This is a genomic window from Puia sp. (genome assembly GCF_035546395.1).
Lineage (GTDB): Bacteria > Bacteroidota > Bacteroidia > Chitinophagales > Chitinophagaceae > Puia.
Genome location: NZ_DASZXR010000008.1, coordinates 40,144 through 52,693, shown reverse-complemented (window position 1 = coordinate 52,693; position 12,550 = coordinate 40,144). Strand labels below are relative to the sequence as shown.

Here is a 12,550-nt window from a genome sequence, read left to right as displayed (position 1 = left end):
TAGGCAGTTGTCAAGTAATACTTGACAGCTCAGCAGAAAGGAGAAAAGAAACGGGGCGACCCTAAAGCCTGCCCCGTGCCAAATGCCTTCCAGCAAAAATGCTTCAATTCAACCTCTTCTCCAACCTTTGCAAATACCCTGTCCAACCCATCGAACAAGCCTCATAACACTCCACCTCCGGCACCAAGCCCTCATGCACAAAAGTCACCACCGTCTTCTTCCCGTCAGAAACAGTAAACCCAAACCTTGTCCCCTCCCATTCCTCCGGCTGATCCAAAAAGCTAAGATTGGCCTTCGTCACCAACCAGGTCACCTTCTTCCCCGGAACCAGTTCCACCACCTTCTGCTCCGTATAATGCGCGCCGCCGCCGGCCGCAAAGGAAAAGCTATCGTTCACCTTCTCGCTCTTCCCCTCAATCGTCTCTTCGTAGAGACCGCTCCACCACTGCGGTATCTGCAACAACAATCCGAAGACCTCTTCCGGCCGCTTGCCCGTCTCAAAACTGTACGTGAAATTTTTGTTTGCCATGATTCAATGTTTAATGCAGCAAAGCTACTCCCGATTCCCACTCCCCGCAGGGGGCGAAATGGACATTCCAGTGGGATAATTTGGACAGCCGGGTACCGGCGGGCAACAAGCCCGCCGGTACCATGCACATTACATCTTAAGAGAAAGATTCCGCAGTCCTACGCACTGCCGTCACCTTTGCGACAGAGTAGGAAAAATCCGCCGGTATCCCTATTTTTAACCGGACTATTAAACCCCTTCTCATGTTTTTCCGTAAAAAGCTCGACTACGACCAACTTTTCGCAAAGTACCTGGACTCCGACTTCGTCCTATTTCCCGTCGCCGAAAACCCGCCTTCAAAAAGCGACTTAACGAATTTCGAAAAGCAGTTTTCCATATCCCTCCCTGGCGAATTCAGAGACCTTTACAATTCGCGGCTTGGCGGGGTATATATTGAAGTTAAAGAAACCATCTGGCCAAGGCCCAAAGCCTATGAAGCAGGCCCATTCTGGTCGTTCCTCTACGCACTGCATGTATACAGCTTCTCAGCCGACAGCCCGGAATGGCTGAACATCCACAGACAAGCCGAAGCATTCACAAAAAACGTAAACCCCAATTACGTCCCCTTCCTAAAGATCGTCGGCGACGCTGACGTCTACTGCTTCGACAAAAGCGGCTCCATCTTCCAATGGGATCATGAACTCGACCAATTCAACAAGATCGAAAAATCCTTCAACCAACTACTCGAATACGAAATAGCCGAACTCAAGCGGCGCAAAGGCCAAAAAAAAGCCGGCAAGCCATAAGCCCGCCGGCGCAAACGCCATAGCGCAAAAAGATCTAAAGACTCAACGCCACCTTCCCAAACAACCTCATCCCATTGAATCCCATCTGCACCGAATCCCAGGGCCCGCCACTCTCATTATCCTCCGCCCAACCCTTCGCGAGCGGATTCACCCCCAGATTCGGATGCACGTTGAACAAATTATCCGCCCCCACAAAGATGGAAACCTTCTTCGAAAACTTCCAGGAGAAGTAGACATCCGTCACCACCTTCCCCCCAAAATCAAACCGCTCCGGCACCAACACATTCTGATCGGCATCCGTCGGCACCTGCGGGTTGATCCCCGTCTGGTTCGGATTATCATCCGTCGCCGATCCAAATCCCAACAATGTGATCTTCCCAAAATACGTCAAATGCGCCCCGGCCCCAAACTTCCCATGCGTGTAGTCGCCGGACAACGCAAACTTCACCTTCGGCGCCGACGCGATCAAAAAGGCCCGCTCCCGATCGCTAAAGAATGTCTTCCGGTTCAACTCCGTCCCATTCAACGCATCCGGCACATGCACCGCATCGATATTCATATCCTGCACATTCCCCGCCAGCAACAAATGCAACCCATTACCACCACCCCAACGCGTGGAATAATCCGCCACCACATCCAATCCATAATTCGTCGTATTCACGGCGTTGGCGAAAAACTGCACGGTCGTCACCTGCGAAGGTATCTGCGACGTAAACGAAGCCGGCAATGTCGTATCATATCTCGAGAACAACCCCGACAACACGATTCGGTTCTTCACCTTCACCAAATACCCATCGACAGTGAAGGTAAGCCCCCGGCCTGCCTTCCAGCTGAATCCCGCCGAAGCATTCACCGAAGTCTCCTGCTTCAACTCGGGGATCCCGGCCGCCCGGGTAATTGGATCATCGTTGGAAGCAATCCGCGACTGGATCAGCTGCCCGCCGCTAAACGAGGTCAACGTATTCGAAAAATAAATTTGCTGCAGCGATGGCGCCCGGTAGCCCGTCGAAATAGAGCCGCGAATGTTGAAGTCCGGCGTGATCTTGTACCGCGTCGCCAGCTTGAACGTCGCCACTGACCCGAAGTCCGAATAATGTTCAAACCGTACCGCTCCATCCAGCAGCCACTCCCGCGTCACATTCAACTCCGCATCGGCATACAACCCGAGGTTCGACCGCGTCTTCGCCTTCACATCCGCGGGACTGAAACCCGGGAAACCCTGCGACCCCGACGCCGGGGTGCGTAACGAATCACCGGCCCCATCGCCGACCAAATTTTGGTAAACGACCCCGGAAGAATCATAGCTCCCATAACTTCCATATTCCCCCTTATAAATAGCATACCGCTCAAACCGGTATTCGGCGCCCAAACCCAGGTTCAACCCCTCGGCCACCGTCTTAAAGCTCCGGTTAAAATCCAAATTCACCGTATTCTGCAAAAAGTTGAACCCGCCATCGTCAAAATGATTCGGCGTGTTGGATCCCACATTGGACGCGTTGAAGGTCTTGTCGCCGTAGTAATGGAAGTCGTTTCGACCCAAAGTATTGGACAGATCCCAACCCCAGCCGTCCCCAACATCGCCACGAAGCCCCAGGGCGATCGACGCATCCTGCACATGGGTCTGGATATGCGGGTTGAAATAGGTCTCTCCATCATTCGCGACGCGCAGGATGCCGGGCGAAGGGATCAGGTTGCCATTGGCATCCACCGGGAACCGCTCCGGCTTGGCGCTATAGTTCCGGGAGTAAGCATACGCATCGGATGACTTATAATTAAACCCGCCAAACGAATAGAAGGTCGTTCCGCGGGAAGCATTCAACGGCACCTCCATATTATACATTACCCCCCCGGTGGTCAGCGAAGCATCGCCAAAAGCCCGCCGGCCGGTGTTCAAAAAAGGCAGCGCATTCTTGTCCGTCTGCCAATTGGCCGTGTCCACCTGGCGATAGGTCTTTCCCTGCTTGAGGAACTCGGCCCCCACGTTGATAAAACCCCCGTTGCGACCCAGGGCCCACCCGTTGTTCAGGGAAGCCGTCACCGTATTCCCATCGATCGCCGGACCCGAATAATATTGATTGCCCGCATTGAACTTCCGGGCGTTGAATTTATAGTCATCATACCCGCTCCAACCCGCATTCACGGCCAGGTGCCCCACGTCCTTCTTGAGAATGATGTTGATGACGCCCGCGATGGCGTCCGACCCATACTGCGCCGAAGCGCCGTCCCGCAGGATCTCGATCCGATCGACGGAGGATTCGGGAAAGGAATTCAGATCGACCCCCGAGTTGCCCCGGCCGCGCGTGCCGAACAGGGTGACAAAGGAAGTCTGATGCCGGCGTTTCCCGTTGATAAGGACCAGCGTCTGATCCGGTCCCAGGCCGCGCAGAGTACCCAGATCGACATGATCTGCGCCGTCCGCACCGCTCTGTTTATTGTAATTGAAGGAAGGCGCCGCCACATTCAGAATGGAAGTAAGATCCATCTTCGCCGTCGGCATATCCACCTGGTTCACCTTTATGACATCCACCGGCACCGGCGTTTCCAACTTCGCCCTGGGCGCCCCACGCGTCCCGACGAATACTATCTCCGACAACTCAGAAGATGCATTGACCAAACCAACCGTCAGCTCCGTCCGGCCCCGCACCGGCACCGATTGCATACTATAGCCGATCAGGGTGATCTCCAACACATCATCGGCCTTCGCGGTGATCTTAAAGGTCCCATCATTGCCCGTCGAGGTCCCGACGCCCGACGACTTCACTTTCACCGAAGCCCCGGCAAGCGGTCCCCCGTCGCGGGAGTCGACAACTTTACCCGTAATAGTGGATTGAGCATGCAAGCAATAGGAAATCAATAGCAATACGAGGAGCAGGAGGGTGTTTCTCATACAAGCTGGTTTTGGTTATAGGGAAGATAACGATAAAAAAAGGGCTAAACAAATCAAGATTGCCCCAATATCGTCCGCGCCTGCCGCAATTCCTCCCGGTTACACCCCACCGTATCCGCTATAGTTATCAATGCCCGGAAATAACCTTTAGCCTTTTCCTTATCCCCTGCCTTCCAGGCCGCCAGCCCTGCGCCATACACCCCATTGAATCGCCGCGGATGTCCCCGCAGATCCGCCTCGTACTGTCTCAACGCCTCGCCTGGCCTTTCGGCCGCCAACAAAAGGTCCGCCAACAATTCCCGCGCCGGGATCATCTCGCAGGGCGTCACCGGGTGTTTCTCCGTCGAATCCTCCAGGTCCGCGGCCATCAGCATCGCCGCCACCGCATCCCGCACCCTTCCCGCACTGAACGCCATCCACGCCTCGACCGCCTTTTGTTGTATCTGCACCTGACCCGCCTTATACGCATCTTTCCCGGCGAGGAGCCGGTCATGTATCCGCCCCAACGCCGCCAGCTCGGCAGCAGCGCTATCCAGCCGGCCCGTATGCGCCGCCCCCAGCCCCCGCGCAAAATGCACGATGGCCTCCTGCCAGGGATAGTCCTTCCAGGGAAAACCTTTGGGCCCCACGGCCAGGCTCCCGCCGGGGTCCGCATCCTGCCGTAACGCCGAACCCGCAGCCAGACCCGCACCCGATCCCGCGCGAGGCTCCGGATCCCGCTGCACCGTCAACCGCGCCGCAGCCGCCCAATCCCGCCGCTCGAGCACATAACGGACAGGGATCGCCGCAAACGCATAGGCCACCTTAAAATTCAGGGGATACACCGTATCGATCGTCGCCAGGTAGTCCCGCAGTTGCAGCGCCAGGCTGTCCTGTCCCCGCTGCAGGTATGCATAGACCAGGTAATCCAGGCCATGCAATTCTTCATCCCAATGACCGCGTATACCCGCCGCCTGTGCATAGCACTTCGCCGCGTCGACCGAAACCAGGTTGCTGCGGATGTCCTCGTCCCAAAGTCCCAGCCGCGTAAAAATATGGGAGGGCATATGCAGGGCATGAGCCGAAGAAGGCGCCACCTCGGCATATCGTTTCGCCACCGGCAAAGCCAGTTCCGCCAGCTCTGGATAGTCGTACGTGTGTATGATATAATGGATGATTCCCGGATGGTCGGGCATCTGCCGGTACAGGTTGGTCAATATCGCGCCGGCCTTGCGCTGTTTGCTCCGTCCCTTATCCGCCGGGTCCGCCGCCGCCGTCAGCGCCAGCGTATACAGGATCACCGCCTCCTTATCGTCGGGATAGGCGTGGTATAAGGTATCCATCGCCTGCTCCCATCGGAGACAGCGTTTTGCATTCTCTACCTTCTCCCATTCGCCGTAAAATGCCTGCATCGCGCGGATATAGTCCCGCTCCCGGGGCGTTACCCCGTTAATGCCCGCCGCGATGGCCAGCGCCCGCGAACCTTTTTTCAGTTCGGCTACCGTGGGCGGCGCCCACAAAGGATGAAAATTGCTCATGGCCACACCCCAGTACGCCATGGCGCAGGCCGGCTCACGGGCAATGATACCCGCAAACACCTTCTCCGCCTCATCGTATTCGAAAGAATGCAGCAGCGCCATCCCCTGGTTGAAGGCCGCGGCTTCCGTGGGGGTCGAAATGGCAAATACGACCGTGCCGAACTCCTTTTCGGGAGGCCCGCAACTTATCAACTTCCCCTCCTTCAACTGCAATTCCCGGATCATCGCTACCGAAGGGATCGAATGAGCATCCTTACAAGATAACGGGAACAGAAGAAGGAGGATTGACAGTTGCCGAAGGGTCAGTTTGAAGGCCGGGATCGCCATGTATTAAAGTTACGTTTCTTTTATGTTGGATGCGATAGTGCCCGCGACGCCGATCAGTAAGCGGCTCACCGGCAATTATCAATTTATTGGGTATTTAATTTTCAAATTAGTTATTTATTTGGCTACACACTAGTCAATAATATAGATATATATATGTTTATTTATCAATAATTTATATTACTTTCAAAAGTTATGGACAAATATAATTTCCTATTTCTGTCCATATGTACCTCAAAATATACCTTTGTGGACAATTATACATTTCAATCTTGTCCACAACTTCATGGCGCAAACCATCATCGGCAGGGAAGCTGAAAAGCAAATTTTGCAGGGGCAACTGACCTCTGGTGAAGCTGAAATGATCGCGATCCTGGGTCGTCGCCGGGTTGGCAAAACATTTCTCGTCAGGAATTTCTATGAGAAATACCTGGTGTTCGAATTGACGGGGATACATGAGGCGAGCCTTGAAACGCAGCTGCTTAATTTCACAAACGCACTTCAACAAGCAACAAAATCCTCAATTCCGCCGGCAGCTCCGCGCAATTGGATACAAGCCTTTTCGTTTCTCACTGAATTCCTCAAAACAAAGCTACAAAGGGAACCCGTGGCTGTATTGTTCGACGAGTTACCCTGGATCCATACCCCAAAATCGGGGTTCCTATCCGCTTTTGGCCATTGGTGGAACACCTGGGCATCCATTCAGCCGCAGTTGAAAGTCGTTATCTGTGGGTCTGCCGCCTCCTGGATGATACATAATATCATCAACGACCGGGGAGGTCTGCACAACAGGGTAAGCCGGACCATCCGGCTGCATCCTTTCAACCTCAAAGAAACCGAGGACTATCTCAATAGTCGCGGTATCATCCTGGATCAATACCAGATCCTTCAGCTTTATATGGCAATGGGTGGTATCCCTCAGTATTTAAAGCAGGTTGACAAAGGTGAAAGCACCAGCCATGTTATAGATAAACTCTTTTTTGATAAGAACGGGCTTTTAAAGGATGAGTTTCAGAACCTTTATCGCTCTCTGTTTGCAAATGCGTCCCACCACGAATCCATCGTCCGCGCCTTGTCAAAAAAAAACTCCGGCCTGACACGGGCTGAATTGATAACGGCATGCGGATTCGCCACCGGTGGAACAACTACCCGGTTATTTGAAGAATTGGAAGAGTCAGGATTTATTACGCAGTATATTCCTTTTGGCAAGACTTTGAGAGACGCCATCTATAAACTATCGGACGAATACTCCCTATTCTATTTGAAATTCATTGAAAACACCCGCACAAGCGGCGCCGGCGCCTGGCAGAGAATCGCAGCCGGCCAGTCCTACACCAGTTGGAGCGGTTATGCCTTTGAGGCCATTTGCCAGAAGCATCTTCGTCAATTGAAAAAGGCTCTGGGAATTGCCGGGGTGCACACAGAAGCCTCGGCATGGCAATACTCACCGAAAAATGAAGGAAAAAAAGGAGCCCAGATCGACCTGCTCCTCGACCGGCAGGACCACTGCATTAATCTTTGCGAGATGAAATTCAGCAAAGACGAATTCAGGATCGACAAGGCCTACGCCGGTGAACTCGAGAACAAAATAAGGTCGTTCGTCAGCCAGGCAAAAACGAAGAAAACAATCTTCCCTACGATGATCACGCCGTACGGCGTCGTGAAGAACGAATATTACACCAGGCTCATACAGTCCGAGGTGCTGATGAAGGACTTGTTCACGCCATAAAAGGGAAATAGCGACAGCCCCCTACTCCACCTTTCCCAGTATCTCCGTGATCCGCCGCATACACTGGATCATCTCTTCGCACTCCGCCGCCGGCAGCTTTTCCAGCATCTGCCGCACAAATTCATTGGTCATTTGATTATGCTTCTCGAACTCCCGCCGCCCAAGCGCCGTCAGGTGCAGCTGATACGACCGCGCATCCGCCGCCGAAACCCTCTTGGTCAGGTATTTCGCCCGCTCAAACCGGAGGATGATCTTACTCAGATAACTCTTATCGATATGCAACAACGGCACGATCTCTCCGGCCGTGATGCCATCCTTCATCGAAATAGCCTGCAACACCCGCGTCTCCGGCAGGGTCAGGTCGCCATCCATCCACTTGCGGTTCAACACCCCGATCATCGCCGTATACCACCGGTTAAAGGCCCGCATTTCGCTGATATGAGACTCTTTCATACCGGAAAAATAGGTCAAAACTAATTAGTGGACAAATTCCACTAATTTTGTATTTTTGAGTATGACACCGAAAACGCACCCCAATCGCGAAGCCGGTCCATCGAAAGACCTCGAATTCCGGATAATGACCGCCGCTGACCTCGACACCATCGCCCCGCTGGCCAACAAATTACATCCTCACCTGGACCTCGCCACCGTCCGCGCCTCGATGGCGGAAATGTTCGAATTTCCCACCTATCACTGCTTTTGCCTCTTCCAGGCGGGCCGCCCCATCGCCCTGTCCAATGGATGGATCACCGTTCGTATCTATTCGGGAAAACAATTGGAAGTCGACAATGTCGTCGTCGACCCCGACCTCCGCTCGCAAGGCGTCGGAAAATTCTTCTTCGCTCACATCCAGGAATGGGCGCACAAAAACGGCTGCCACACGATCGAACTCAACACTTTCGTCCAGAACAGCAAATCCCACAAATTCTATTTCAACGAGGGATACAAGATACTCGGGTTCCACTTCCAGAAGATCCTCTAGCTATTGGCATTCGGGCGCAGGTACAGCTCGTCCTTCTGAAAGTCCACGATCAGGTCATAGCGCCGGAGCAGCCCGTTGCCGAAACAATTGACCGGGAACCCAACCGGCTGTTGCGCCCCCATCAGCATCGCCGGGACCTGCGTCGCAACGAATCCATTCAACCGCACCGCCGGAATGGTCACTTTTCGCATGGTGAAGTTCCGGCCCCTGGGATCGCGCACCACCTGCGTCCCCGTCACCGGCAAATCCGCAGGGAAATGATTTTGCACCGCCCAGCTGCTATCCACGAGCAGGCCCTGGTCTGATCCGGTGTCGAGCAGGAAATCGCCGGAATACTCTTTCCCGCCGATGAGAAAGGTTCCCGCCGCGCAGGGAAAGCTCCGGATAAAATCCAACTTCGATCGCTTATAGCCTTTCACTCCTCGCGGCATCCGGGGATGGATCACCATTATCCCCCGCTCGTAATTCAGCTCCACCACCTTACCCTCGAATACATCCCATCCGATCCGGCCGTCCATCTCGTGCGCCGTCACGTCCGTCGCGGCGATCACCGGGTCATGCCAGGTCAGGGTCCCCATCCGCAGCGTCGAGACCTCGTTCAGCTTCCGGTAGTTGGGTTTCGCAGAGCCGGCCAATACCTCCTCGCGGTTGGGCAACAGGGCGGTCCGATGCAGGATCGCGTCTTTTGTCAGGTGGAGGCCGAAGGCGCTCAGATCGAAGTGCATGCTGACGGTGTCGTGGCCGTCGATGATTGCCCTGACGGCGATGGCGCTGTAGGCCGTCAGTTTGAAGGGGATGGTGTCTGGCTTTGCCGGCGACGCGCCACCACCCGCCGCCAGCACCGGCGAAATAGAACTCTCAATCCGCGTAAAGCACGAATCCTTCCCCTGGTAAACGATCACAAAATCAAAGCGGCTGCCAGGTGTAACCCTGACCCGGATCGAATCTACGTCCGTATAAAAAGTCACATACTTCGCTTCCCTCATCCGGTCGGCGGAATACGTGTCCGGCCGCAAGGCCGGATTCAAACTCCAGGTGTCCTTGTCAAAAAAGGCGCCGTCCCGGATGGAAACGCTTTTGGAATTCGCGCGAATAACGGGAAGGGATAACTGCGCCGAAGCGCGCGCAACAAAAAACCAGCACAGGAGGAGGGCTAAGAATTTCATAAAGCTAATATAAGCACAAAACATTCTATTGTTTTAGTGCAAACGCGATCACTATTCAACTCTATAAAAATTCAGCTCCGGCAAGGGTGGCACACACCTATTTGTCAGCGGAAGTCGCTTCCACCACATATTGGCAGGCGTTATGATCAAAAAATAAAATAAACCTATAAGTTGATTTTATGAAATTAGTTCCTATATTTGCACCATGTACCGATGAGGGACTCTGGTCAATTTGGCTGGATGGCCGGACTCAAAGTGAATTTGAAAGATTCTTCAGTTGTGTATCCAGAATGCAGTGGCTGTACGAATTCTTCGAACAGAATGAGGCAGATCTCGCCAGCGGTTTTTTTGGTGAAATCTCTATCGACACCGCCATACTCTGGACATTGGCCGAAGCGAAGGATTTTGAAAATGCGATTTTTACGCATGCACAGCGGGGTTCGGCGGGTAATCCAATTAACCTCCAGCACCTTTTTAAACCATTGAACAATTTCGAGTATACGATAGCCGCGCACCAAAAAAGCAAGGCCCGGATCGACAAAGGCTGGTTACGGCTGTACGCAATCCGGTTGGCTGAAAATTGCTACCTGGTAACCGGTGGGGCCATTAAACTGACTCGTGATATGAAGAGGGCCCATTTGCAGAATGAACTCAAGAAATTGGAACTCGCTAAGCGATATCTTCATGACAATTTAATATTGTTTCCGGAAGATTTAAACACCTACAACAATGAATAACCTAAACGAAAAGCTAGCCAGGTTGGCAGCAAAGGAGCCATCAACCTGGCTAGCCGACGCGGAGTACCGTCTCGCAAATCACGAATGGCTTATGAAATCGGGTGCCATCGCCGTGCGGATATTAGGAACCCTCAAAGCACAAGGTCTTTCCCAAAAAGAATTAGCCGAACGCGTAGGCGTCTCCCCGCAACAGATCAGCAAAATTGTAAATGGTCACGAGAATCTGACGTTGGAAACCATCTGCAAGTTGGAGGCGGCACTAGGTATCCAGTTGATAAACTTGCCGACCGGCGACGACAGTCGCCCGCTGAAAAAGAAAAATCCGGCGGCTTAGACACTCGATCGCCAGGAGAAACCCGCCGAAAAAACAGCCTCAAAACTGAAAATAAATAAACGCATTCCCACTCTCCTGGCTCATGATCAGCAGGATCACCATCACCCCCCAAAGCACCCCCACCACCCACCAGGGCAGCCGGTAAAGAATATCCACCAGCTTCCAGTCCCGCAGCCGCCAATGCAGTATCAATAGCCCCAAAACGATCACCCCCACTTTCCACATATCCAACGTAGCCAGCAACGGCTTCCCCTCATGAACCAACCCCACCATACTGCTCAGCATCGCCCCCGCGCCTTCAAACGTCGTCGCCCTGAAAAACACCCAGGTGATATTGATCAGTAAGAAGGTGAACAACACATACGGCAACCCACCCAGCGGCAATTTTTTCCCCGCCGCCGCCGGCGCCGGCTTTGGCAGCACACCGCCCGTCGCCGAAGAAGGAGCTTCCCCGGCAGGCGCCGCCACGACGATCAGCGGCTCCGGCTTCCGCCGGCCGGTATAGAGCCGCTCGATGCACAAATAAAGCCCGTGCAACCCACCCCACACCACAAAAGTCCAGTTGGCCCCATGCCAAAGCCCACCCAGCAGCATCGTCACCATCAGGTTGATATAAGTGCGAATACTACCCTTTCGGTTACCCCCCAACGGGATATAAAGATAGTCCCGCAGCCAGGCCGAAAGAGTGATATGCCATCTTCGCCAGAAATCGGAAAAACCGATGGCCCCATACGGCCACCGGAAATTGACCGGCAGCACGAAGCCAAGGCAGAGCGCCACCCCGATCGCACAGGTGGAATAGCCCGCGAAATCCAGGAAGATCTGTCCCGCAAACGCCAGGGTACCCATCCAGGCATCCAAAGCGGGCATCGGCCCCCGCGCACCAAACACCGTATTCGCCGGAGTCGCCAGCATCGCGTCGGCCAGCGTGACCTTCATGAACAGCCCCAACGACAACAGGAACAAGCCTTCCATCATCTGCCGCTTGTTGGCCCGTCTCGGGGTCAGGAATTGCGGTACCAGCTGCGGCGGTCGCACGATCGGCCCTGCCACCAGGTGCGGGAAGAAGGTCACGAAGAGCGAAAAATCCAACAACGACTTCACCGGTTGGCTCTCCTTCCTGAACATATCTATCGTATAACACAGCGTCGTAAACGTATAGAACGAAATACCCGCCGGTAGGATGATATTGGGCTTCGCCGGATGATAGTCGACCCCGAACATATTCATCAGGTGCACAAAATTCTCGAGTAAAAAGGCGCCGTACTTGAAGAAGCAAAGCATTCCCAGGTTGCCGATAAGACTGATCACCAGCAGCAACCGTTTCTTATGGATGTTGGTTTGCGTATACAACGCCCGGCCCACGAAATAGTCCACCACCGTCGACAACCAAAGAAGCAGGATGAACGGCGGATTCCAGGCGGCATAAAAAATATAGCTGGCCAGCAGCAGGTTTATCTTCTTCACCTTCCACGAAAAGGGAAGATTGTGCAACAGCAGCACGATCCCGAAGAAGAGGATGAAAATGTAGGAGTTGAAGACCATATAGGTGTTTGTAGA

General features: G+C 53.7%; 11 protein-coding genes. 5 read left to right on the top strand and 6 right to left on the bottom strand.

Going from position 1 to position 12,550, the window contains the following annotated elements:
• Nucleotides 1-103 precede the first annotated feature (103 nt).
• Nucleotides 104-529: an SRPBCC domain-containing protein gene (locus tag VHE34_RS08685; RefSeq protein ID WP_325586786.1), complete on the bottom strand. Its 426-nt coding sequence runs from the start codon at nt 527-529 to the stop codon at nt 104-106.
• 242 nt (nt 530-771) lie between these two features.
• Here VHE34_RS08685 and VHE34_RS08680 point away from each other — a divergent pair, with 242 nt between their 5' ends.
• Nucleotides 772-1,314, top strand: coding sequence for an SMI1/KNR4 family protein (locus tag VHE34_RS08680; protein WP_325586784.1), 543 nt, complete (start codon nt 772-774; stop codon nt 1,312-1,314).
• A gap of 34 nt (nt 1,315-1,348) precedes the next feature.
• Here the strand turns inward: VHE34_RS08680 and VHE34_RS08675 are convergent, their stop codons facing one another.
• The gene (locus tag VHE34_RS08675) at nt 1,349-4,201 is read right to left on the bottom strand and encodes a TonB-dependent receptor (RefSeq protein WP_325586782.1); all 2,853 of its coding nucleotides are present in this window, start codon (nt 4,199-4,201) and stop codon (nt 1,349-1,351) included.
• A gap of 53 nt (nt 4,202-4,254) precedes the next feature.
• Nucleotides 4,255-6,045, bottom strand: a complete 1,791-nt coding sequence (locus VHE34_RS08670) for a hypothetical protein (RefSeq protein ID WP_325586780.1) — start codon at nt 6,043-6,045, stop codon at nt 4,255-4,257.
• A 244-nt stretch (nt 6,046-6,289) separates the two neighbouring features.
• Here VHE34_RS08670 and VHE34_RS08665 point away from each other — a divergent pair, with 244 nt between their 5' ends.
• On the top strand, nt 6,290-7,771 hold the full coding sequence (locus VHE34_RS08665) for an AAA family ATPase (protein WP_325586778.1): 1,482 nt from the start codon (nt 6,290-6,292) through the stop codon (nt 7,769-7,771).
• A gap of 21 nt (nt 7,772-7,792) precedes the next feature.
• On the opposite strand, the gene VHE34_RS08660 is transcribed toward VHE34_RS08665, so the two are convergent.
• Complete coding sequence (locus VHE34_RS08660) at nt 7,793-8,224, bottom strand: MarR family winged helix-turn-helix transcriptional regulator (RefSeq protein ID WP_325586776.1); 432 nt, start codon at nt 8,222-8,224, stop codon at nt 7,793-7,795.
• A 61-nt stretch (nt 8,225-8,285) separates the two neighbouring features.
• Between VHE34_RS08660 and VHE34_RS08655 the strand changes: the two genes are divergently transcribed.
• The gene (locus VHE34_RS08655; RefSeq protein WP_325586774.1) at nt 8,286-8,753 is read left to right on the top strand and encodes a GNAT family N-acetyltransferase; all 468 of its coding nucleotides are present in this window, start codon (nt 8,286-8,288) and stop codon (nt 8,751-8,753) included.
• Here the strand turns inward: VHE34_RS08655 and VHE34_RS08650 are convergent.
• Nucleotides 8,750-9,919: a hypothetical protein gene (locus VHE34_RS08650; RefSeq protein ID WP_325586772.1), complete on the bottom strand. Its 1,170-nt coding sequence runs from the start codon at nt 9,917-9,919 to the stop codon at nt 8,750-8,752. The genes VHE34_RS08655 and VHE34_RS08650 overlap by 4 nt on opposite strands.
• 179 nt (nt 9,920-10,098) lie before the next feature.
• On the opposite strand from VHE34_RS08650, the gene VHE34_RS08645 reads away from it, so the two are divergent.
• Together VHE34_RS08645 and VHE34_RS08640 are read left to right on the top strand one after the other, a co-directional pair.
• Entirely contained in the window at nt 10,099-10,656 is a 558-nt protein-coding gene (locus tag VHE34_RS08645) for a hypothetical protein (RefSeq protein WP_325586770.1), read from the top strand.
• Nucleotides 10,649-10,990 carry a helix-turn-helix transcriptional regulator gene (locus tag VHE34_RS08640; RefSeq protein ID WP_325586768.1) on the top strand — a complete coding sequence of 114 codons (342 nt, stop codon included), beginning with the start codon at nt 10,649-10,651 and terminating at the stop codon, nt 10,988-10,990. The genes VHE34_RS08645 and VHE34_RS08640 overlap by 8 nt, the downstream gene beginning before the upstream one ends.
• Before the next feature lie 39 nt (nt 10,991-11,029).
• Here the strand turns inward: VHE34_RS08640 and VHE34_RS08635 are convergent, their stop codons facing one another.
• Complete coding sequence (locus VHE34_RS08635) at nt 11,030-12,535, bottom strand: MBOAT family O-acyltransferase (protein ID WP_325586766.1); 1,506 nt, start codon at nt 12,533-12,535, stop codon at nt 11,030-11,032.
• Nucleotides 12,536-12,550 lie beyond the last annotated feature (15 nt).